Source organism: Streptomyces sp. NPDC058773, assembly GCF_042746015.1.
In the GTDB taxonomy this organism is placed as follows: Bacteria; Actinomycetota; Actinomycetes; order Streptomycetales; family Streptomycetaceae; genus Streptomyces.
The window spans coordinates 133,420-154,874 of the sequence record NZ_JBHYPE010000008.1; the positions used below are offsets into that span (position 1 = coordinate 133,420).

At 71.8% G+C, this 21,455-nt stretch carries 14 protein-coding genes; 10 read left to right on the forward strand and 4 right to left on the reverse strand.

All coding sequences use genetic code 11. The annotated features are described in order from the left end of the window. Positions 1 to 21: 21 nt before the first annotated feature. On the reverse strand, positions 22 to 945 hold the full coding sequence (locus ACFW5B_RS10110; protein ID WP_386436078.1) for a CAP domain-containing protein: 924 nt from the start codon (positions 943 to 945) through the stop codon (positions 22 to 24). 178 nt (positions 946 to 1,123) lie between these two features. Between ACFW5B_RS10110 and ACFW5B_RS10115 the strand changes: the two genes are divergently transcribed. From ACFW5B_RS10115 to ACFW5B_RS10130, 4 genes are all read left to right on the forward strand, one after another. Further along, positions 1,124 to 1,405, forward strand: a complete 282-nt coding sequence (locus ACFW5B_RS10115; RefSeq protein WP_386436081.1) for an acylphosphatase — start codon at positions 1,124 to 1,126, stop codon at positions 1,403 to 1,405. 382 nt (positions 1,406 to 1,787) lie between these two features. Further along, the gene (locus ACFW5B_RS10120) at positions 1,788 to 1,991 is read left to right on the forward strand and encodes a hypothetical protein (RefSeq protein ID WP_006602857.1); all 204 of its coding nucleotides are present in this window, start codon (positions 1,788 to 1,790) and stop codon (positions 1,989 to 1,991) included. A 325-nt stretch (positions 1,992 to 2,316) separates the two neighbouring features. Continuing rightward, positions 2,317 to 6,051 (forward strand): chromosome segregation SMC family protein, encoded by a 3,735-nt coding sequence (locus ACFW5B_RS10125; protein ID WP_386436085.1) that lies wholly within the window; start codon positions 2,317 to 2,319, stop codon positions 6,049 to 6,051. 303 nt (positions 6,052 to 6,354) lie between these two features. After that, positions 6,355 to 7,773, forward strand: a complete 1,419-nt coding sequence (locus ACFW5B_RS10130) for a sugar porter family MFS transporter (RefSeq protein WP_386436088.1) — start codon at positions 6,355 to 6,357, stop codon at positions 7,771 to 7,773. A 135-nt stretch (positions 7,774 to 7,908) separates the two neighbouring features. Here ACFW5B_RS10130 and ACFW5B_RS10135 read toward each other — a convergent pair whose 3' ends face one another. Both ACFW5B_RS10135 and ACFW5B_RS10140 read right to left on the reverse strand, forming a co-directional pair. Next, the gene (locus tag ACFW5B_RS10135) at positions 7,909 to 8,898 is read right to left on the reverse strand and encodes an LLM class flavin-dependent oxidoreductase (protein WP_386436091.1); all 990 of its coding nucleotides are present in this window, start codon (positions 8,896 to 8,898) and stop codon (positions 7,909 to 7,911) included. A gap of 97 nt (positions 8,899 to 8,995) precedes the next feature. Continuing rightward, entirely contained in the window at positions 8,996 to 10,486 is a 1,491-nt protein-coding gene (locus ACFW5B_RS10140; protein WP_386436094.1) for a purine-cytosine permease family protein, read from the reverse strand. Positions 10,487 to 10,912: 426 nt separating this feature from the next. On the opposite strand from ACFW5B_RS10140, the gene ftsY reads away from it, so the two are divergent. After that, positions 10,913 to 12,142: a signal recognition particle-docking protein FtsY gene (ftsY, locus tag ACFW5B_RS10145; protein WP_386436097.1), complete on the forward strand. Its 1,230-nt coding sequence runs from the start codon at positions 10,913 to 10,915 to the stop codon at positions 12,140 to 12,142. Between the two features lie 118 nt (positions 12,143 to 12,260). Here the strand turns inward: ftsY and ACFW5B_RS10150 are convergent, their stop codons facing one another. Continuing rightward, complete coding sequence (locus tag ACFW5B_RS10150) at positions 12,261 to 12,959, reverse strand: bifunctional DNA primase/polymerase (RefSeq protein ID WP_386436100.1); 699 nt, start codon at positions 12,957 to 12,959, stop codon at positions 12,261 to 12,263. Between the two features lie 475 nt (positions 12,960 to 13,434). Here ACFW5B_RS10150 and ACFW5B_RS10155 point away from each other — a divergent pair, with 475 nt between their 5' ends. The 5 genes from ACFW5B_RS10155 to ffh all read left to right on the forward strand — a co-directional run bounded on the left by ACFW5B_RS10155 (position 13,435) and on the right by ffh (position 21,368). Beyond that, positions 13,435 to 14,907, forward strand: a complete 1,473-nt coding sequence (locus ACFW5B_RS10155; RefSeq protein WP_386436103.1) for a hypothetical protein — start codon at positions 13,435 to 13,437, stop codon at positions 14,905 to 14,907. A gap of 375 nt (positions 14,908 to 15,282) precedes the next feature. Beyond that, a complete protein-coding gene (locus ACFW5B_RS10160) occupies positions 15,283 to 16,623 on the forward strand; it encodes an ammonium transporter (protein ID WP_386436106.1) in 1,341 nt (446 codons plus the stop codon). Beyond that, on the forward strand, positions 16,620 to 16,958 hold the full coding sequence (locus ACFW5B_RS10165; protein WP_362604236.1) for a P-II family nitrogen regulator: 339 nt from the start codon (positions 16,620 to 16,622) through the stop codon (positions 16,956 to 16,958). Before ACFW5B_RS10160 ends, ACFW5B_RS10165 begins: the two co-directional genes overlap by 4 nt. Before the next feature lie 167 nt (positions 16,959 to 17,125). Then, positions 17,126 to 19,672 carry a [protein-PII] uridylyltransferase gene (locus ACFW5B_RS10170; RefSeq protein ID WP_386436110.1) on the forward strand — a complete coding sequence of 849 codons (2,547 nt, stop codon included), beginning with the start codon at positions 17,126 to 17,128 and terminating at the stop codon, positions 19,670 to 19,672. Positions 19,673 to 19,811: 139 nt separating this feature from the next. Beyond that, complete coding sequence (ffh, locus tag ACFW5B_RS10175) at positions 19,812 to 21,368, forward strand: signal recognition particle protein (RefSeq protein ID WP_386436113.1); 1,557 nt, start codon at positions 19,812 to 19,814, stop codon at positions 21,366 to 21,368. The last annotated feature ends 87 nt before the right edge of the window (positions 21,369 to 21,455 follow it).

Below are 21,455 nucleotides of genomic sequence, written 5' to 3' on the forward strand. Positions count from 1 at the left end.
TGCCGCCGGGGGCGGGCTGCCTCAGAAGCCGAAATCCTGCGTCCACCACGGGCCGCCGGAGCCGAAGTGGGCGCCGACGCCGAGGGTCTTGTACTCGCAGTTGAGGATGTTGGCGCGGTGGCCGGGGCTGTTCATCCAGGAGTCCATGACGGACTGTGCATCGGCCTGGCCGCGGGCTATGTTCTCGCCGCCGAGGTCGTCTATGCCCGCGTCGCGGGCGCGGTCCCAGGGTGTGTCGCCGTCCGGGTCGGTGTGGTCGAAGAAGCCGCGCCGGGCCATGTCGTCACTGAAATCCTGCGCGAGACCGGCCAGTTCCCGGTCCGCCGTCACGGGGGAGCAGCCGGCCTGGGCGCGCTCCTGATTGACCAGCGACAGGACCTGGGCCTCGGCGGACGGCTGGGCGTCCGGGGTCTTCGACGCCGCCACGCTGCGCTCGGGCGCCGCGGAGGCGGGCCGTTCGGCGCGCTCGGCGGGCTTGTGCGAACCCGTCCTCCCGGTGGGGGACTTGGACGGCTGGTGAGGCGCCGGGGACACCGGGCGGGTGGCGGCGGGGGAGGGGCGCCGGCCGTCGGGGGCCTTGGTGCGGTCCCCGCCGCGGGTCGCCTCCTGGGTGACGCGGTCGGTCGGCGACGCCGAGACACCGCCCTGCGGCGCGGTGGCCTCCGGCAGCGAACCGGCCCGTACCCGGTCGCCCTGCTCGCCGTCCGCACCCCCGTCGAACTGGCCGTGGCCGGGGATCAGTCCGGAGGCGACCGCCACGGCCCCCATCGCCACCACCGCGGAGACGCCGAGCAGTCCGGTCCGGACGGGCGCCGTACCGCGGCCGCCCGCCGCGCGATGTCCGCGGTGCCGGGTCGCGGCCGGCATCTCGGCCGTCGGTGCGTCAACCGCCCCCGCACCGGGGGCTTCGGGAGTATGGGGAGCAGAGCGTCGATGGCGGCCCATCCGCTGTCTTCCTTCCACCGGTGCAAGCACCCGCTCCAGTGGAGCGGCTGCCGCCGCACAGCCTTCCTGGCGTCAAGATGACTCACCCATAAGGGTGAGCCCCGCTGTCGGGGGACTGTACGCCATGGCGCGAGGGGCCGAAGTGACCACTGAGCAAATGGCCGGTTAGCGTGCACACATGAATGAAGCTGTCCGAGTGACCGCGTGGGTGCGCGGTCGCGTCCAGGGCGTCGGGTTCCGCTGGTTCACCCGCGCCAACGCCCTTCGCATCGGCGAACTCGCCGGATTTGCCGTCAACCTCGGAGACGGCCGCGTCCAGGTGGTCGCCGAGGGCCCGAAGGAGCACTGCGATCAGTTGCTCGACTGGCTCCGCACCGGAGACACGCCCGGGCGGGTCGACGGAGTAACTGAGATCTGGGACACGCCGCGCGGGGGTTATGACGGCTTCGAGATCCGCTGATCCGGCCCGCCGGAACCGTCCGTACGGCCCATGAGGACGATCTTGCGGGTGCGTCTTTGTCAGCTGCTTACGGGAGATAAGGCCTGGTGGTTGCCAACTCGGCCGACCCGTGCAAGGCTGCCGCTGTACGGATGATCTCCACGCCCCCGCGGGACCTTTCTGGGGAGTAGCCGCAGTGCCGTTCAGGCCGCGCACTCTCAGGCGCCCGAGGATACGGGGCGTGATCGTGTTGACCGTCAAACCGTTTGGTGAGACTCTGGAATCCCCGCGCACCTTAGCTGTTTGGCATTGAGTACACCAGAGAATGACAAGCACCGCGGGTGCGAATCCCTCACGACCCACACCGCTTCGGTCGGTCACTCATTGTGGAGGACCATCCATCATGGCAAAGGCGCTTCTCGGTTACGTCGGCGGCTCCGACCCCCGAGTCCTCTCCGAGATGCGGCGGCTTCAGCAGCGCGTCCAAGACCTTGAATCCGAGCTTATCCGGATGCAGGCCGAAAACGACATGCTGTCCGCTGCCGCACGTCGCGACGACTCGATGCTCGACATCGACGTACCCCAGGCGGAGCCCGCGCTCACCTGACCCCGCCCCCAGGGCCGGTAGGGCTGCTCGCCAGCCGCTTGAGGCACCGCTCTCTTCAAGATCTGCAAGGGACGCTTCGGCGTCCCTTCGTCGTTTCCCGCCCCTTCGTGCTGCCGCTTCGTAAAGCGGCTTCGAACTGCGGCTTTCTGCGACCACGCGGTCATTTCAGCCCCGACGGCCCTCCCTTACCGCATGATGTGCCCTGCACTTTCGGCAGTGAAACCGAAAATGAACGGCGCGGAATACCCGGGGGCCGTACGGGCCCGGGGAGCGGCCCGGAATGTTGGGGTATCGCACCCGGGGGTGGCCGGTAGAGTCCCACGGCGTGCACCTCAAGAGTCTGACCCTGCGAGGCTTCAAGTCCTTCGCCTCCGCCACGACGCTCCGGTTCGAACCGGGCATCACCTGCGTCGTGGGTCCCAACGGCTCCGGCAAGTCCAATGTCGTGGACGCGCTGTCCTGGGTCATGGGCGAGCAGGGCGCCAAGTCGCTGCGCGGCGGGAAGATGGAGGACGTCATCTTCGCCGGGACGACCGGGCGGCCGCCGCTCGGCCGCGCCGAGGTCTCGCTCACCATCGACAACTCCGACGGTGCCCTGCCGATCGAGTACGCCGAAGTCACCCTGACCCGGATCATGTTCCGCAACGGCGGCAGCGAGTACCAGATCAACGGTGACACCTGCCGGCTGCTGGACATCCAGGAGCTGCTCTCCGATTCCGGTATCGGCCGGGAGATGCATGTCATCGTCGGCCAGGGCCAGCTCGACGGGGTGCTGCACGCCGACCCGATGGGGCGCCGGGCCTTCATCGAGGAGGCGGCCGGCGTCCTCAAGCACCGCAAGCGCAAGGAGAAGGCGCTGCGGAAGCTGGAGGCGATGAAGGCCAATCTGGCCCGCGTCCAGGACCTGACCGATGAGCTGCGGCGCCAGCTCAAACCGCTGGGGCGGCAGGCCGCGGTCGCCCGGCGGGCCGCGGTCATCCAGGCGGATCTGCGCGACGCCCGGCTGCGGCTGCTCGCCGACGACCTCGTCACCCTGCGCCGGGCGCTGGAGGCCGAGATCGCGGACGAGGCGGCGCTCAAGGAACGCAAGGAGGCCGCCGAGGAGCGGCTGCGCAGCGCCCAGCAGCGGGAGGCGGCGCTGGAGGAGCAGGTCCGTACGCTGACGCCGCGGGTGCAGCGGGCGCAGCAGACCTGGTACGAGCTGTCGCAGCTCGCGGAGCGGGTGCGCGGCACGATCTCGCTGGCCGAGGCGCGGGTCAAGAGCGCCACGGTGGCCCCGCCGGAGGAGCGGCAGGGCCGCGACCCGGATGACATGGAGCGGGAAGCGGCCCGGATCCGCGAGCAGGAGGCGGAGTTGACGGCCGCGCTGGAAGCGGCGAGCCGGGCGCTGGAGGACACCGTCGAACACCGTGCCGGGCTGGAGCGGCAGTTGGCGGACGAGGAGCGGCGGCTGCGGGACGTGGCCCGTGCCATCGCCGACCGCCGCGAGGGGCTGGCCCGGCTGAGCGGACAGGCGACCGCCGCACGCGGCCGGGCCACCTCGGCGCAGGCGGAGATCGGCCGGCTCGCCGAGGCCAGGGACGCCGCCCGGCAGCGCGCGGACACCGCCCAGGAGGCGTACGAGCAGCTCAAGGCCGAGGTCGACGGGCTGGACGCGGACGACGAGGAGATCGCGGAGCGGCATGAGGCGGCCCGCCGGGAACTGACGGAGACCGAGAACGCGCTGACCGCCGCGCGCGAGGCGCTGACCGCGGCCGAGCGCGAACGGGCCGCGACCGCCGCCCGGCACGACGCGCTGGCGCTCGGACTGCGCCGCAAGGACGGCACCGGTGCCCTGCTGGCCGCCGCGGACCGCCTCACCGGGCTGCTCGGGCCCGCCGCGGAACTGCTGACCGTCACCCCCGGCTTCGAGATCCCGGTGGCGGCGGCGCTCGGCGCGGCCGCGGACGCCGTCGCCGTCACCGGCCCGGCCACCGCCGCCGAGGCCATCCGGCTGCTGCGCAAGGAGGACGCGGGGCGCGCGGCGATGGTCCTGGGGGCCGCCGCCGGGGGCCCGAGCGCGGCGGGAAGGGTTCCCGCGCCCGCGCGGGCCGTGGAGGCCACGGAGGTCACAGAGGGCGGGGGAGCGGTGGGGGCCGTTGGGGCCAGTAGGGCCGACGGTCTCACCGAGGCTGCCGCGGGAGCCGTGCCGGATGTCCGTACGGCGACGGCCGGGGCGACAGAGGCGTCCGCGCCGGCCGGGCCCCGTGCGGAGGCCGTGCCGGCGGCGGAGCTGGTCCGGGGACCCGGGGAACTGACCGCCGCCGTGGCCCGGTTGCTGCGGGACGTCGTGGTGGTCGGGACGCTGGAGGACGCCGAGGAGCTGGTGGCGGCGCGGCCGGAGCTGATGGCCGTGACCGGTGCGGGCGATCTGCTCGGGGCGCATTTCGCGCAGGGGGGTTCCGCCGGGGCGCCGAGCCTGCTGGAGGTGCAGGCCTCCGTCGACGAGGCGGCGGCCGAGCTGGAGGAACTGGCGGCGCGCTGCGCGGAGCTGGCGGAGGCGCAGCGGGCCGCGGCGGAACGCCGTACGGCGGGTGCCGCGCTGGTCGAGGAGCTGGCCGAGCGGCGGCGGGCGGCGGACCGGGAGAAGTCGAAGGTCGCCGGGGACCTGGGCCGGCTCGGCGGGCAGGCGCGGGCCGCCGCGGGCGAGGCCGAGCGCTGTGACGCGGCGGCGGCCAGGGCCGAGGAGGCGCTGCTGCGGGCCACCGAGGAGGCCGAGGAGCTGGCCGAGCGCCTCGCGGTGGCCGAGGAGGAGCCGGGCGTCGGCGAGGAGGAGCCGGACACGTCCGTACGGGACCGGCTGGCCGCCGACGGTGCCAACGCGCGGCAGACCGAGATGGAGGCCCGGCTCCAGGCGCGTACGCACGAGGAACGGGTGAAGGCGCTCGCCGGGCGGGCGGACGCGCTGGACCGCGGGGCGCGCGCCGAGCGCGAGGCACGGGCGCGGGCCGAACGGCGGCGCGCCCGGCTGCGGCACGAGGCGACGGTGGCCGGTGCGGTCGCCGCCGGTGCCCGGCAGCTGCTGGCGCATGTCGAGGTGTCGGTCGTACGGGCCGAGGAGGAGCGGGGCGCCGCGGAGCGGGCCAAGGCCGGGCGGGAACAGGCGCTGGTGGCCGAGCGCAACCAGGGCCGGGAGCTGAAGTCCGAGCTGGACAAGCTGACCGACTCGATGCACCGCGGCGAGGTGCTGGGCGCGGAGAAGCGGCTGCGGATCGAGCAGCTGGAGACCAAGGCGCTGGAGGAGCTGGGGGTCGAGCCGGCCGGGCTGATGTCCGAGTACGGCCCCGGGCAGCCGGTGCCGCCGTCACCGCCCGCCGAGGGCGAGGCGCTCCCGGACGATCCGGAGCATCCCCGCAATCAGCCGGTGCCCTATGTACGGGCCGAGCAGGAGAAGCGTCTCAGGGCCGCCGAGCGGGCGTACCAGCAGCTCGGGAAGGTGAACCCGCTGGCGCTGGAGGAGTTCGCGGCGCTGGAGGAGCGCCACAAGTTCCTCAGCGAACAGCTTGAAGACTTGAAGAAGACCCGGGCCGACCTGATGCAGGTGGTCAAGGAGGTCGACGAGCGGGTGGAGCAGGTCTTCACCGAGGCGTACCACGACACCGCGCGGGAATTCGAGGGTGTCTTCGCGCGGCTGTTCCCGGGCGGCGAGGGACGGCTGGTGCTCACCGATCCGGGCGACATGCTCGCGACAGGGGTGGATGTGGAGGCGCGTCCGCCCGGCAAGAAGGTCAAGCGGCTGTCGCTGCTGTCCGGCGGTGAGCGGTCGCTGACCGCGGTGGCGCTGCTGGTGTCGATCTTCAAGGCGCGGCCCAGCCCGTTCTATGTGATGGACGAGGTGGAGGCCGCGCTGGACGACACCAATCTCCAGCGGCTGATCCGGATCATGGAAGAACTCCAGGAGAGTTCCCAGCTGATTGTGATCACGCATCAGAAGCGCACCATGGAGGTCGCGGACGCGCTCTACGGGGTATCGATGCAAGGGGACGGAGTATCGAAGGTCATCAGCCAGCGGCTGCACTGACCGGGGTCGCGCGGGCGGCTCGTGCGGCGGCCGCGGACCGGTGCCGGCGGGCGGGACGGCCGCCTTCAGGCTCCGCTGATGATCGCCCGGAGTATCCGACACCCCATCAGTTCAGAACTTGAACGAATGACCACTGGGACGCCCGAGAAACAAATTCATCACGCCCTATTGACTTCGAAACTTGAAGGCATAGTCTCTGCAACGTTGCTTTTACCTTCAAGTGGTGGGTACCCCCAACCTATGCACCACTAGAAGGGCCAGCCCCCTACGCCCGGCAGCGCAGCCGGGCCACTGGAGTTCACGTTGACCAGCACCGCGCAGCCGACGGTCCCGGAAGGCCGCAAGGCCCATCCCGACCACCTCGGCCATGTCATCTTCATCACCGCGGCTGCCGCGATGGGCGGCTTTCTCTTCGGCTATGACAGTTCCGTCATCAATGGTGCCGTCGAGGCGATCCGCAGCCGTTACGACGTCGGGTCCGCCGTCCTCGCCCAGGTGATCGCCGTCGCGCTGATCGGCTGCGCCATCGGCGCCGCCACCGCGGGCCGGATCGCGGACCGCATAGGCCGTATCCGGGTGATGCAGATCGCCTCGGTGCTGTTCACCATCAGCGCCGTCGGCTCGGCCCTGCCGTTCTCTCTCTGGGACCTCGCCTTCTGGCGGATCATCGGCGGTTTCGCCATCGGTATGGCCTCGGTCATCGGCCCGGCCTACATCGCCGAGGTCTCGCCGTCCGCCTACCGCGGCCGGCTCGGCTCGTTCCAGCAGGCCGCGATCGTCGTCGGTATCGCGGTCTCCCAGCTCGTCAACTGGGGCATCCTCAACCTCGCCGACGGCAACCAGCGCGGCACCCTCGCCGGCCTGGAGGCCTGGCAGTGGATGCTCGGCGTGATGGTCGTCCCGGCCGTCCTCTACGGTCTGCTCTCCTTCGCGATCCCCGAGTCGCCGCGCTACCTGATCTCCGTCGGCAAGGTCTCCCGCGCCAAGGAGGTGCTCGCCGAGGTCGAGGGCAAGTCCGTGAACCTCGAAACCCGGGTCGCCGAGATCGAGGACGCGATGCGCCGTGAGCACAAGTCCTCGTTCAAGGACCTGCTCGGCGGCAAGATGGGCTTCCTGCCGATCGTCTGGGTCGGTATCGGCCTGTCGGTCTTCCAGCAGCTGGTCGGCATCAACGTGGCCTTCTACTACTCCTCGGCCCTGTGGCAGTCCGTCGGCATCGACCCGAGCGCCTCGTTCTTCTACAGCTTCACGACGTCGATCATCAACATCATCGGCACCGTGATCGCCATGATCTTCGTGGACCGGATCGGCCGCCGCCCGCTGGCGCTGATCGGCTCGGCCGGTATGGCCGTCTCGCTCGCCCTGGAGGCCTGGGCCTTCTCCGCCAAGACCGCGGCCGGCACCCTGCCGCACGCCGAAGGCACCGTGGCACTGATCGCCGCCCATGTCTTCGTGCTCTTCTTCGCCCTCTCCTGGGGCGTCGTGGTCTGGGTCTTCCTCGGCGAGATGTTCCCGAACAAGATCCGTGCCGCCGCGCTGGGCGTCGCCGCCTCCGCGCAGTGGATCGCCAACTGGGCCATCACGGCCAGCTTCCCGAGCCTGTCCGACTGGAACCTCTCGGGTACGTACGTCATCTACGCAGTCTTCGCCCTGCTCTCGATCCCCTTCGTGCTCAAGTTCGTGAAGGAGACGAAGGGCAAGGCGTTGGAGGAGATGGGCTAACCCCCCGCCAGCCCTCTCCTCAGCACTGGGTACTGCCCCGGGTCATCAGGGACCCCGGGCAGTACCCCTTTTTTGTGGCCGGGCCGGTGGCCGGGCCGGCCCGGGCGGGGCTTCACGGGCGGCCGGTGAGGCCCGTCAGCCGTCGAGGCGGGGCAGCACCCGCTCGGCGAACAGATGCAGCGAGCGCCAGCCCTCGTCGACGGGCATCCCGCCGCACAGCGGATGCAGGATCAGCGCCCCCTGGCCGCCCGCCTGCCGGGCGAGCCGGAGGCATTCGCCGGGGGTGACGACGCGGTAGACGCCCTCCTCGCGCAGCGCCGCGACGTCCCGGGCCGCCGAGCGCACCGCGGAGCGGCTGCCGGCGGACTGCCAGGAGGCGTACATCCGGGCCTCGTGCAGCAGATGGCCGCCGTACTCGGCCCAGGTTCGGTCCGGGTCCTCGGAGAGGTGGAGGAGCGCGGTCCGCTCCGGCGGCTGCATCACCCATCCGTCGGTGCCGAAGACGGCGCGCTGCTCGTGGTAGTAGGCCTCCAGCGCGGGGAGACGGGCACTGGGGAAGAAGGGAAGTCCCAGCCGGGCCGCGCGCCGGGCCGCGGCGCGGGAGCTGCCGCCGATCAGCAGCGGCGGATGCGGCTGGGTGTACGGGCGCGGGGTGACCTGGACCGTACGCCCCTGATACGTGAACGGTTCACCGGTCCAGGCGGACAGCAGGGTCTCCAGCACCTCGTCCTGGAGCGCGCCGCGGCCCGGCCAGTCCTTGCCATGCGCCGCGTATTCCTCCTCCCGGTAGCCGAGGCCGGCCACGGTCATCAGCCGCCCGCCGCTGAGCAGATCGAGCGAGGCGAGGTCCTCGGCCAGCCGCAGCGGATCGTGCAGCGGGGTGATCAGCGCGGAGACGGTGACGCCGATCCGGCGGGTGGCACCGAAAACGGCGCCCGCGAAGGTGAGGGGGGCGGGCATCCAGCCGTTGGTGGTGGCGTGGTGCTCCTCGGTCTGGACCATGCCGAAGCCGCGGTCGTCGGCGAACGCCGCCATCTCGACGGCGGCCCGGTAGCGCGCGGACAGCGTGGCGGGCGTGGGTGCGGGGTCGACGAGGTTGATCCGCAGGACCGGCAGGGCAGACATCGCAAACGTCCCCTTCGCCAAGGCGGTTGGCGAAGGGGACGTTAGCTGACGAAGCGTCAGATCACTAGAGGGGAAGTCCGGCGGGACGGGGGACCGGTCAGCCCACCTCGACCGACTGCCGCGCCTCGGCCGCCTCGGCCGACTCGTCCGTTCCGGTCGCCGGGACGGTCTCCTTCGGCGACGGCAGTACGGCGAAGACCAGCGCGGCGATCGCGATCGTGGCCGCCCAGCCCAGCCCGTTCTCGCCGATCCAGGTGGTGGCCAACGGGCCGGTGAACCACTGGACCTTGGTGAAGCACAGGCCCGCGGCGAGCGCCACGCCCCAGGCGGTCATGGCCTGCCAGCAGAAGCCGCCGACGTACCAGTAGCGGCTGGTGCGGCCGGTGTCCATCAGGCTGTCGGCGTCATAGCGCACCGCCAGCTTGCGCCGCCGGGCCATGTCGATGCCGTAGACGCCGATCCAGGCGGAGAAGGAGACCGCGAGCAGCGTCAGGAAGGCGATGAACTGGCCGATGAAGTCCTTGGCGACCAGCATCATGAACAGGCCGCCGACCAGGCTGATGACGGCGTTGATGCTGACCGCGAGGGCACGCGGCAGCTTGACGCCCATGGTCTGGGCGGTGAACCCCGCGGAGTACATCGACAGGCTGTTGATCAGCACCATGCCGACCAGTGCGGTGATCAGGTATGGCACGGCGAGCCAGGGCGGCAGGATGGTGCCCAGGAACGACATCGGGTCGGTGTTCTGACCGGCCAGCTTCGGGCTGGAGACCGCCATCACGCCGCCCATCAGCACCATCGGCAGCAGCACCAGGGCCGCGCCGGAGACGGTGGCGCCGACGATCTTCCTGCCGGACGCGGAGTGCGGGAGGTAGCGCGCGAAGTCGGGGCCGGTGGGCACCCAGCTGATACCGCCGGCCGCGATGGTGCCGATACCGGCGATCACCATGGCGGTGGTGCCGGCCTTCTTGGCGAAGATGGCGTCCCAGTTCATCGTGGCGACCAGGTAGACCAGCACCATGATGCTGAACAGGCCGAACAGATACGTCGAGTACTTGTTGCAGACGTTCAGCGCCTTGCGGCCCAGTCCGCTCACCAGATACGTGACGGCGACGAAGGCGAGCAGGGTGACGACGACGAGGACGTTGTTGCTCTCGACGCCGAGCAGCAGATGCAGCACGGTCAGCACGGCGTAGGCGCCGGTGACCGCGTTGATCGTCTCCCAGCCGAAACGGGCGACCCACAGGATCGCGCCGGGGAAGTAGTTGCCGCGGACGCCGAAGGCGGCCCGGGAGAGCATCGCGCCGGGCGCGCCGCCCCACTTGCCCGAGACCGACAGCACCCCCACCATCCCGAAGGCGACGGCCGCGGCGATCGCGGCCACCAGCAGGACCTGCCAGAAGTTCAGTCCGTTGTTGACCACGAGCGAGGCGCCCATGGTGAGCAACAACACGCTGATGTTGGCGGCGACCCAGGTCGGGAAGAGTTCGCGGACGCGGCCCTGACGTTCGTCGTCGGGAACGGGCTCGATGCCGCGGACCTCGACGGCGCCTTCGGATGCGGGAGCGGATGCGGACGTGGTGCCCATTGGTGCAGGTATCTCCGTGCGGGGAACGGGGGGCACCCCCGGGGGCGGAGGTGCAGGCAGCAGCTTTGGTGCCTGGCCGAAATTGGTTGCCAGGACTCTACGCGCGTTGCGCGGCCGTCCACCATCGTACTTTGATCCAACTTCTGCTGATATGCGCTGTTGGACTCCACGACGAGGACGAGTGTCGCCCAACCTCGTCCAACGGTCCAATCCGGCCCCGCCGGTCAGCACCCCGAAGCCGCTCCGATCAGGGGAAAGGTGCCGCGCCCGGCCACGTTCCGGCCCGGTGCCGCAGGCCGCGCGCGGGGCCGGACGCGCGCCCCGGCCGGCCGCCGTGGTGCCGGGGCGATGCTTTCCGGACACCGCCCCTCCAGGTTCGGCGCGTGCAGTCCCCACGGCTGGAGCGTGGCTGATACTGGAGGGGTTATGGACATCGTCATCCTTGCTGTAGTCATCGCCGTGGTCGTGCTCGGCGCGATCAGCGGGCTCGTCGTCAGCGGCCGCAAGAAGAAGCGGCTGCCGCCGTCCCCGCCGGCCGCCCCGAAGCCCTCCGTCAGCGCGCCCCCCGCCGAACCGCATGTCGGTGAGGAGGCCGAGACCCCCCGCGACGAAGAGCGTCGCACCATCGAAGAAGTCACGCTGCCCACCGCCGAGGCCCCCGCGGCCGAGGCACCGGCCGCCGAGCCCGAGGCGCCCGTCGCCCCCGCGATCGAGGTCCCCGAGCCCACCGCGGGCCGGCTGGTCCGGCTGCGCGCCCGGCTCTCCCGCTCCCAGAACACCCTGGGCAAGGGCCTGCTGACCCTGCTCTCCCGGGAACACCTCGACGAGGAGACCTGGGAGGAGATCGAGGACACCCTGCTGACCGCCGACGTCGGCGTCACCCCCACCCAGGAGCTGGTCGAGCGGCTGCGTGAGCGGGTCAAGATCCTCGGCACCCGTACCCCCGAGGACCTGCGCGCGCTGCTGCGCGAGGAGTTGCTCACCCTCATCGGCACGGACGCCGACCGCACCGTGCACACCGCCAACGGCATCGGCAACGGCGGCGACGAGATCCCCGGCGTCGTGATGGTCGTCGGCGTCAACGGCACCGGCAAGACCACCACCACCGGCAAGCTCGCCCGGGTCCTGGTCGCCGACGGCAAGTCCGTGGTCCTCGGCGCCGCCGACACCTTCCGCGCCGCCGCCGCCGACCAGCTCCAGACCTGGGGCGAGCGGGTCGGCGCCCGTACGGTCCGCGGACCCGAGGGCGGTGACCCCGCCTCCATCGCCTTCGACGCGGTGAAGGAAGGCATCGCCGAGGCCGCCGACGTCGTCCTGATCGACACCGCGGGCCGGCTGCACACCAAGACCGGCCTGATGGACGAGCTCGGCAAGGTCAAGCGGGTCGTCGAGAAGCACGGCCCGGTCGGCGAGGTGCTGCTCGTCCTGGACGCCACCACCGGCCAGAACGGCCTGGTGCAGGCGCGGGTGTTCGCCGAGGTCGTGGACATCACCGGTGTGGTGCTCACCAAGCTCGACGGCACCGCCAAGGGCGGCATCATCGTCGCCGTCCAGCGCGAACTCGGCGTCCCGGTCAAGCTCGTCGGCCTGGGCGAGGGAGCGGACGACCTGGCTCCGTTCGAGCCGGAGGCCTTCGTCGACGCCCTGATCGACTGATCGCGGCCAGGGCCTCGCGCCTGCACCGTCACCGGCCCCCGGACCCGTACTCGACGGGTACCGGGGGCCGTGCCATGTCCGGCCGGAGTCTTCGGGCCGGGCGGTTGCCGGTGTCTTGCTACGGCCGGGGCGCAGCGCTTCGGCCGGTCCGTACCGCCGAGCGGTTGCAGGCGTACGCGAGGGTTCCCAGCATCAGCCGCGCCTGGGGCAGCCGGGCGGCGGTGTCCAGGGCCGGCGGGCGCAGCCAGCGCATCGGGCCGTGGCCGCCGAGGTCGGAGGGGGGCGCGGTGAGATGGTCGCCGGGGCCCAGGGAGTGCAGGTCGAGCGAGGCGTCGTCCCAGCCCATCCGGTAGAGCAGATCGGGCAGTCGCACGGCCGCCCCAGGGGCGACCAAGAACAGCGCACGGCCAGTGGGAGTCACCGCGACGGGGCCCAGCGGCAGACCCATCCGCTCCAGCCGCGCCAGCGCGTTGCGGCCCGCGGCCTCCGGCACGTCGAGGACGTCGAACGACCGGCCCACCGGGAGGAGGATCGCGGCGCCGGGCGTCTCCGCCCATGCCGCGGCGGCCTTCTCCCAGCCGGCACCGGCCGTCAGCTCCGCGCCGAAGGCCAGCGGATGAGCACCGGGGGAGGGGCAGTCGGCGGCGCCGCACGAGCAGTCCGTACGGCCGCTGCCCGCGCGGACCGCCCGGGCGCCGGGGACGACGTCCCAGCCCCACAGTCCGGTGTACTCCGCCACCGCCGAGATCTCGGTCGAGCGGGCGCGGCGCCGGGAGCTGGAACGCATCTCTCGGATGCCGCCGATCGTGAAGCCCATGCCCCCTCCAACGGGTGGTGCGTGCCAGTGGTTACGAGTCGGCGGGTTGACGGTCCGGCGCCGCGCACCCTCCGTCGACGGCCCGTGGTGCGGTGGTGAGCCGGGTGGTGCGGTGCGGCCCGTGAGCCCTTGTGCGCTTCGCTCCGCCCGGCGTTCTTCGGCCTCTGTCAAGTCAATCGCGAGAGCTGGAGGGGGAGTTCATTCGAAGGGGTGGCGAATGGTGGCGTTTCCGCGATCGCCCTCGCGTCGGGCGTGATCGTAGGATTACTTTCGGTGCGCGAACCCCGGAGAGGCACCCTTCGCACGGGTATGCCGGTGGCAACGCACAGGTCGAGCACAGGCCAAAAGGTGTGGCCGGAAACCGTGATCGGGTAGATGTACCCCGGACAGGCGTCGTAACGGACGGCGGCCTGTGGGTGGTTCGCACCAGGCATCAGGCAAGGCGTCAAGCCAGCGATCGGGATGGGGGCTTCCAGTGGGCGGCAACGGCGGCACGGGCGGCACCGACGCCGTCAAGCAACCCAACGCACAGCTGGGTTCGTGGTTCATGCGCAGCGGCTGGTCCAAGGGGGAGCTGGCCCGGCAGGTCAACCGCCGGGCCCGCCAGATGGGCGCCCACCACATCAGCACCGACACCTCCCGGGTGCGCCGCTGGCTCGACGGCGAGCAGCCGCGCGAGCCCATCCCGCGGATCCTGTCCGAGCTGTTCTCCGAACGCTTCGGCTGTGTGGTCGGCATCGAGGAGCTGGGCCTGCGCTCCGCGCACCAGTCCCCGTCGGTCTCCGGTGTGGACCTGCCCTGGGCCGGCGCCCAAACGGTCAGCCTCATCAGCGAGTTCTCCCGCAGCGACCTGATGCTGGCCCGCCGCGGCTTCCTCGGCACCTCCCTTGCGCTCGCCGCGGGACCCAGCCTCATCGAGCCGATGCAGCGCTGGCTGGTCCCGGTGCCCGCGGGCCAGGGCGGCGCGGAGGAGCCCGACCGCGCCCGCCGGCCCGCGCGGCTGTCCAAGCCGGAGCTGGACCTGCTGGAGTCGACGACCGCGATGTTCCGCCAGTGGGACGCGCAGTGCGGCGGCGGGCTGCGGCGCAAGGCGGTGGTCGGCCAGCTTCACGAGGTCACCGACCTGCTGCAGGAGCCGCAGCCGGCGCCGGTCGCCAAGCGGCTCTTCAAGGTCGCCGCCGAACTCGCCGAACTCGCCGGCTGGATGAGCTACGACATCGGCCTGCAGCCCACCGCGCAGAAGTACTTCGTGCTCGCGCTGCACGCCTCCAAGGAAGCCGGCGACCGCCCCCTGGGCTCGTACATCCTCTCCAGCATGAGCCGGCAGATGATCCACCTCGGCCGGCCCGACGACGCACTGGAGCTGATCCACCTCGCCCAGTACGGCAGCCGGGAGACCGCCACCCCGCGCACCCAGGCCATGTTGTATGCGATGGAGGCCCGCGCCTACGCCGGTATGGGCCAGCCCAGCAAGGTCAAGCGGGCGGTCCGGATGGCCGAGGACACCTTCTCCGACGCACTGCCCGGCGAGCCCGAGCCGGACTGGATCCGCTTCTTCTCCGAGGCCGAACTCAACGCCGAGAACGCCCACTCCTACCGCGACCTCGCCTATGTCGCCGGCCGCAGCCCCACCTACGCCTCGCTCGCCGAGCCCGTCATGCGGCGCGCCGTGGAGCTCTTCGGCAAGGACCCCGAGCACCAGCGTTCGTACGCGCTCAACCTCATCGGGATGGCCACCGTGCATCTGCTCCAGAAGGAGCCGGAGGCCTGCGCGGCGATGGCGCAGCAGGCGATCCCGTTCGCCCGCCAGGTCCGCTCCGAGCGGGTCAACACCCGGCTGCGGAAGACCGTGGACAACGCGGCGCGGGAATTCGGCGGGGTCGCCGAGGTGATCCGGCTCAGCGACGAGCTCACCCGCCAGCTGCCCGAAACCGCGGAGGCCGTCTGACGGCACCCCGCCCCCAGAACACCGGCCGCGGCCACCGCCCCGTACAGCCCGACTCGGCTCCCCCATGCCAGGTCACGCGGGCGGCAGCCGCGGCCGGGTTGTGTTGTGCGGGCTCCCCCTTGCGCGTGAACCGTCGCCGCTTTCGCGGACGTGGCTGGGCGCCGTGGGGGGTGCTCAATTCGTGGTTTCTGTGGGTTGAACGGGTGATGTGGTTCCGGCCCGGCAGTTCATCGGGGCGTAACACGGAGGGCGTCTTCGTCACTGCGGCGAAACACCCGCAAGGTTTGGCCGAAACCACGCTGCGACAACCTCATCGCGAAGTCGGCCCACCAGAAACACGCCCGCACGGGCCGCATCGACGACGAGGAGACGCCGATGCCCCCAGGCATCCTGACGCTCGCAGCAGACAAGGCGACGCTGAGCCCGGCCAATACCGGGTTCATACTGATCTGCTCCGCATTGGTGATGGTCATGACACCCGGCCTCGCCTTCTTCTACGGCGGCATGGTCCGGGTCAAGAGCGTGCTCAACATGCTGATGATGAGCTTCATCAGCCTGGGCATCGTGACGATCCTCTGGGTCCTGTACGGCTTCGGACTCGCCTTCGGCACCGACAAAGGCGGCTTCATCGGCTGGAACGGGAACTTCGCCGGGCTCAGCGGCATCGGCCTGACGGAGCTGTGGGGCGCCACCACCATCCCGGTCTATGTCTTCGCGGTCTTCCAGCTGATGTTCGCGATCATCACGCCGGCGCTGATCAGCGGGGCGCTCGCGGACCGGGTGAAGTTCACCGCCTGGGCGCTGTTCATCGCGCTGTGGGTCACCGTCGTCTACTTCCCCGTCGCCCACTGGGTGTGGGGCGAGGGCGGCTGGCTGTTCGAGCTGAAGGTCATCGACTTCGCGGGCGGGACGGCCGTGCACATCAACGCCGGTGCCGCGGCGCTCGGCGTCCTCCTCGTCGTCGGCAAGCGGATCGGCTTCAAGAAGGACCCGATGCGGCCGCACAGCCTCCCGCTGGTGATGCTCGGCGCCGGTCTGCTGTGGTTCGGCTGGTTCGGCTTCAACGCCGGCTCCTGGCTCGGCAACGACGACGGCATCGGCGCGGTCGCCTTCGTCAACACCCAGGTCGCCACCGCCGCCGCGATGCTCGGCTGGCTGGCGTACGAGAAGCTCCGGCACGGCTCGTTCACCACGCTCGGCGCGGCCTCCGGCGCGGTCGCCGGACTCGTCGCGATCACCCCGGCCTGCGGCGCGGTCAGCCCGCTGGGTGCCATCGCGGTCGGCGCGATCGCCGGTGTGCTGTGCGCCATGGCCGTCAACCTCAAGTACAAGCTCGGCTACGACGACTCCCTCGACGTCATCGGCGTCCACCTCGTCGGCGGTATCGCCGGATCGCTGCTGATCGGCCTGTTCGCCACCGGAGGGGTGCAGAGCAAGGCCAAGGGCCTGTTCTACGGCGGCGGCTTCGAGCAGCTCGGCCGGCAGACCGTCGGCGTGGTCTGTGTGCTGCTGTACTCCCTGGTCGTCTCGTACGTCCTTGCCAAGGCGATCGACCTGGTGATGGGCTTCCGGGTCGGCGAGGACGAGGAAGTCGCCGGCATCGACCAGGCCGCGCATGCGGAGACGGCGTACGACTTCACCGGCGCGGGCGGCGGCTCCATCGGCCGCAAGGGACCGGCACTCGGCGAGGCCCTGACAAAGAAGGTGGACGCGTGAAGCTCATCACGGCAGTAATCAAGCCGCACCGGCTGGACGAGGTGAAGGACGCCCTGCAGGCCTTCGGGGTGCACGGTCTGACGATCACCGAGGCCAGCGGCTACGGCAGGCAGCGCGGGCACACGGAGGTGTACCGCGGCGCCGAGTACACCGTCGATCTCGTCCCGAAGATCCGGATCGAGGTGCTGGCCGAGGACGCCGATGCGGAGGAGCTGACCGACGTCATCGTCAAGGCCGCCCGCACCGGCAAGATCGGCGACGGCAAGGTGTGGAGCATCCCGGTCGACGACGCGGTACGGGTGCGCACCGGCGAGCGGGGACCGGACGCACTCTGAGGCACCACCGGCCCGGCTCCGTCCCCGGCGGGCGACCGCCACCGGGGACGGAGCCGCGCCCGGCCGCCGAGCGGCGAATGGCCGCCCGTCCCGCGGCGGCACAGACTGAGCGTGCGGGGCGGCGCACGGGGACGACGGGGCACGACCACGACCAAGGAGCGCGCGAGGTGACGGACAGCGTCGAGGACACCGCAGGAGCCGCCGGAGCGGAGCGCCCGGGGAGCGCGCCCGCCGGGGAGGAGAGTTACCCCGCGGCCCGGCTCCGGCTCCTCCAGGACGGGGACGCCACCGGACCCGACCGCCGCGCCGCCCTCGCCCGGCTCACCGACGACTGGCTGGCCGGCCTGCTGGCCCGGCACGGCACCGCCGCCGGCCTCTCCGGCACCGCCCTGGTCGCCGTCGGCGGCTACGGCCGTGGCGAACTCTCCCCGCGCAGCGACCTCGACCTGCTCCTGCTGCACGACGGCCGCGCCGACGCCGGCGCCCTCGCCGCGCTCGCCGACCGCCTCTGGTACCCCGTATGGGACCTCGGCCTCGCCCTGGACCACTCCGTACGCACCCCCGCCCAGGCCCGCAAGGCGTCCCGTGAGGACCTCAAGGTGCAGCTGGGGCTGCTCGACGCCCGCCACCTCGCCGGCGACCCCGGCCTGACCGCCGCCGTGCGCACCGCCGCCTATGCCGACTGGCGCGAGAGCGCTCCCAAGCGGCTGCCGGAACTCCACGACCTGTGCCAGGAGCGCGCCGAGCGGCAGGGCGAGCTCCAGTACCTCCTCGAACCCGACCTCAAGGAGGCCAGGGGCGGGCTGCGGGACGCCACCGCGCTCCGCGCCGTCGCCGCCTCCTGGCTCGCCGACGCCCCGCGCGGCGGACTGGAAGCCGCCCGCACCCGTCTGCTCGACGCCCGCGACGCGCTCCACCTGACGACCGGCCGCGCCACCGACCGGCTCTCCCTCCAGGAGCAGGACCAGGTCGCCGAAGCCCTCGGCATGCTGGACGCGGACGCCCTGCTGCGGCAGATCTACGAATCCGCCCGCACCATCTCCTACGCGGCCGATGTCACCTGGCGCGAGGTCGGCCGGGTACTGCGCGCCCGCTCCCTCAAGCCCACCCTGCGCGGGCTGCTGCACGGCCGCACCGCGGGCAAGGGCGAACGCTCCCCGCTCGCCGAGGGCGTCGTGGAACTCGACGGCGAGGCCGTCCTGGCCCGCACCGCGCGCCCCGAGCGGGACCCGGTGCTGGTGCTGCGCGCCGCGGCCGCCGCCGCGCAGGCCGGACTGCCGCTGGCCACCCACGCCATCCGCCGCTGCGCCACCGCCGCCCGGCCGCTTCCCGAGCCCTGGCCCGCCGAGGCCCGCGAACAGCTGGTGACGCTCCTGGGCGCGGGCACGCACACCGTGCCCGTATGGGAGGCCCTGGAAGCCGAGGGCATCATCACCCGGCTGCTGCCCGACTGGGAGCGCGTCCGCTGCCGCCCCCAGCGCAACCCCGTCCACACCTGGACCGTCGACCGCCACCTCGTCGAGACCGCCGTGCGGGCCTCCGCGCTGACCCGCCGGGTGCACCGCCCCGACCTGCTGCTGATCGCCGCCCTGCTGCACGACATCGGCAAGGGCTGGCCCGGCGACCACTCGGTGGCCGGCGAGACCATCGCCCGTGACATGGCGGCCCGGCTCGGCTTCGGCGCCCGGGACGCCGCGGTGATCGCCACCCTTGTACGCCACCATCTGCTGCTCATCGAGACCGCCACCCGGCGCGATCTGGACGACCCGGCGACCGTCGGCGCGGTCGCCGACGCGGTCGGCAGCACCCGCACCCTGGAGCTGCTGCACGCCCTGACCGAGGCCGACGCGCTGGCCACCGGGCCCGCCGCCTGGAGCGCCTGGCGCGGCGGACTCGTCGCCGACCTGGTCAAACGGGTCGCCGCGCGGCTCGCGGGGGAGCCCGAAACGGAGCCACGCGGGACCGGCGAGCCGACCGCGGAACAGGAGCGGCTGGCGATCGAGGCCCGCCGCACCGGCGGCCCGGTCCTGGCCCTGCACGCCCGCGCCGAGGCCCCCACCGACGCCGACAGCGGACCGGAGAACCCGGCGCCCGCCCAGGAGCCGGTCGGTGTGGAGCTGCTCATCGCCGTCCCGGCCCACCCGTCGCCCGGCCGCCGCCCCTCAACGAGCCCCGCGGGCGCCCCTCCGATGGGCGTCCTGCCCGCCGCGGCCGGGGTGCTGGCCCTGCACCGGCTCACCGTCCGCGCCGCCGACCTGCTGCTCCTCGACCCCGTCGACGAGGGCCCGGTCCTGGTGCTGAGCTGGCGGGTGGCCGCCGAATACGGGTCGCTGCCGCAGGCCGACCGGCTGCGCGCCGACCTGCTCCGCACCCTGGACGGCACCCTCGACGTGGCCGCCCGCCTCGCCGAGCGCGAGCGCGCCTACGCCCGCCGCTCCCGGGCCGTGCTCGCCCCGCCGCCCCGGGTGTCCGTCGCCACCGGCAGCTCCGACACCGCCACCGTCATCGAGGTCCGTGCCCAGGACGCCCACGGCCTGCTGCACCGCATCGGCCGTGCCCTGGAGGCAGCCGGCGTCGCCGTCCGCAGTGCCCACATCAGCACCCTGGGCGCCAACGCGGTGGACGCCTTCTATGTGACGGGCGGGGACGGCGCACCCCTCACGGACGCCGCGGCCCACGAGGTGGCGGCGGCCGTGGAGCGCGCCCTCCAGTAGGGCTCGCACCCTTCCGCCAGTAAGGGAGCGAGCCCTTCAGCAGCCGCCGGAATACCGGGCCGGAACGGTTTGCTTGCGAAGGCCGATACCCTAGAAGCCGACTGGACCCCGCCCCCGACCCCGAGGATCGACGACCGCCGTGTTCGATACGCTTTCCGACCGCTTGGCGAGTACTTTCAAAAACCTCCGGGGCAAGGGCCGCCTGAGCGAGGCGGACATCGACGCCACGGCGCGCGAGATCCGGATCGCGCTCCTCGAAGCCGATGTCGCCCTCCCCGTCGTCCGGGCCTTCATCAAGCAGGTCAAGGAGCGGGCCACCGGCTCCGAGGTCTCCCAGGCGCTGAACCCTGCCCAGCAGGTCATCAAGATCGTCAACGAGGAGCTCATCGGCATCCTCGGCGGCGAGACCCGCCGGCTGCGGTTCGCCAAGACCCCGCCGACCGTGATCATGCTGGCCGGTCTCCAGGGTGCCGGTAAGACCACCCTCGCCGGAAAGCTCGGCCGCTGGCTCAAGAGCCAGGGCCATGCCCCGATGCTGGTCGCCTGTGACCTCCAGCGCCCCAACGCCGTCAACCAGCTCTCCGTCGTCGCCGAGCGCGCCGGCGTGGCGATCTTCGCCCCGGAGCCGGGCAACGGCGTCGGCGACCCGGTCCAGGTCGCGAAGGACTCGATCGAGTACGCCCGCGGCAAGCAGCACGACGTCGTCATCGTCGACACCGCCGGCCGGCTGGGTATCGACCAGGAGCTGATGCAGCAGGCCGCGGACATCCGCGACGCGGTCAGCCCCGACGAGGTCCTCTTCGTCGTCGACGCGATGATCGGTCAGGACGCGGTCAACACCGCCGAGGCGTTCCGCGACGGAGTCGGCTTCGACGGCGTGGTGCTCTCCAAGCTCGACGGTGACGCCCGTGGTGGTGCCGCGCTGTCCATCGCGCACGTCACCGGCAAGCAGATCATGTTCGCCTCCAACGGCGAGAAGCTGGACGACTTCGACGCGTTCCACCCGGACCGCATGGCGTCCCGCATCCTCGGCATGGGCGACATGCTCTCGCTCATCGAGAAGGCCGAGCAGACCTTCAGCCAGGCCGAGGCCGAGAAGATGGCGGCCAAGCTGGCGAAGGGCCCCAAGGAGTTCACGCTCGACGACTTCCTGGCCCAGATGGAGCAGGTCCGCAAGATGGGCTCCATCTCCAAGCTGCTCGGCATGCTGCCCGGCATGGGGCAGATGAAGGACCAGATCAACAACCTCGACGAGCGCGAGGTCGACCGCACCGCCGCCATCATCAAGTCCATGACGCCGGCCGAGCGCCAGGAGCCGACGATCATCAACGGCTCGCGCCGGGCCCGTATCGCCAAGGGTTCCGGTGTCGACGTCAGTGCGGTCAAGGGTCTCGTCGAGCGGTTCTTCGAGGCCCGCAAGATGATGTCGAAGATGGCCCAGGGTGGCGGTATGCCCGGGATGCCCCCCATGCCGGGGATGCCGGGCATGGGCGGCGGCTCGCGCAAGAAGAAGCAGGTCAAGCAGGCCAAGGGCAAGCGCAAGAGCGGCAACCCGATGAAGCGCAAGGCCGACGAGCAGGCCGCGGCGGCGCGCCGCGAGGCCGCCCAGTCCGGCAACCCGCTGGGTCTGCCGCAGGGCGGCCAGGACCCGCAGAACTTCGAACTCCCCGAGGAATTCAAGAAGTTCATGGGCTGACGTTTCCCGCCCCTTTGCACAGCTTCGTTTCCGAGCCCCCGGCCACATCACGAACGTGACGTGGCCGGGGGCTCGTTGCTGGACCCG

Excerpts from the sequence above, each read along its gene's own strand:
- ACFW5B_RS10110 (WP_386436078.1), bottom strand. The coding sequence starts at position 945 with ATGGGCCGCCATCGACGCTCTGCTCCCCATACTCCCGAAGCCCCCGGT.
- ACFW5B_RS10115 (WP_386436081.1), top strand. The coding sequence starts at position 1,124 with ATGAATGAAGCTGTCCGAGTGACCGCGTGGGTGCGCGGTCGCGTCCAG.
- ACFW5B_RS10120 (WP_006602857.1), top strand. The coding sequence starts at position 1,788 with ATGGCAAAGGCGCTTCTCGGTTACGTCGGCGGCTCCGACCCCCGAGTC.
- ACFW5B_RS10135 (WP_386436091.1), bottom strand. The coding sequence starts at position 8,898 with ATGTCTGCCCTGCCGGTCCTGCGGATCAACCTCGTCGACCCCGCACCC.
- ACFW5B_RS10140 (WP_386436094.1), bottom strand. The coding sequence starts at position 10,486 with ATGGGCACCACGTCCGCATCCGCTCCCGCATCCGAAGGCGCCGTCGAG.
- ftsY (WP_386436097.1), top strand. The coding sequence starts at position 10,913 with ATGGACATCGTCATCCTTGCTGTAGTCATCGCCGTGGTCGTGCTCGGC.
- ACFW5B_RS10150 (WP_386436100.1), bottom strand. The coding sequence starts at position 12,959 with ATGGGCTTCACGATCGGCGGCATCCGAGAGATGCGTTCCAGCTCCCGG.
- ACFW5B_RS10160 (WP_386436106.1), top strand. The coding sequence starts at position 15,283 with ATGCCCCCAGGCATCCTGACGCTCGCAGCAGACAAGGCGACGCTGAGC.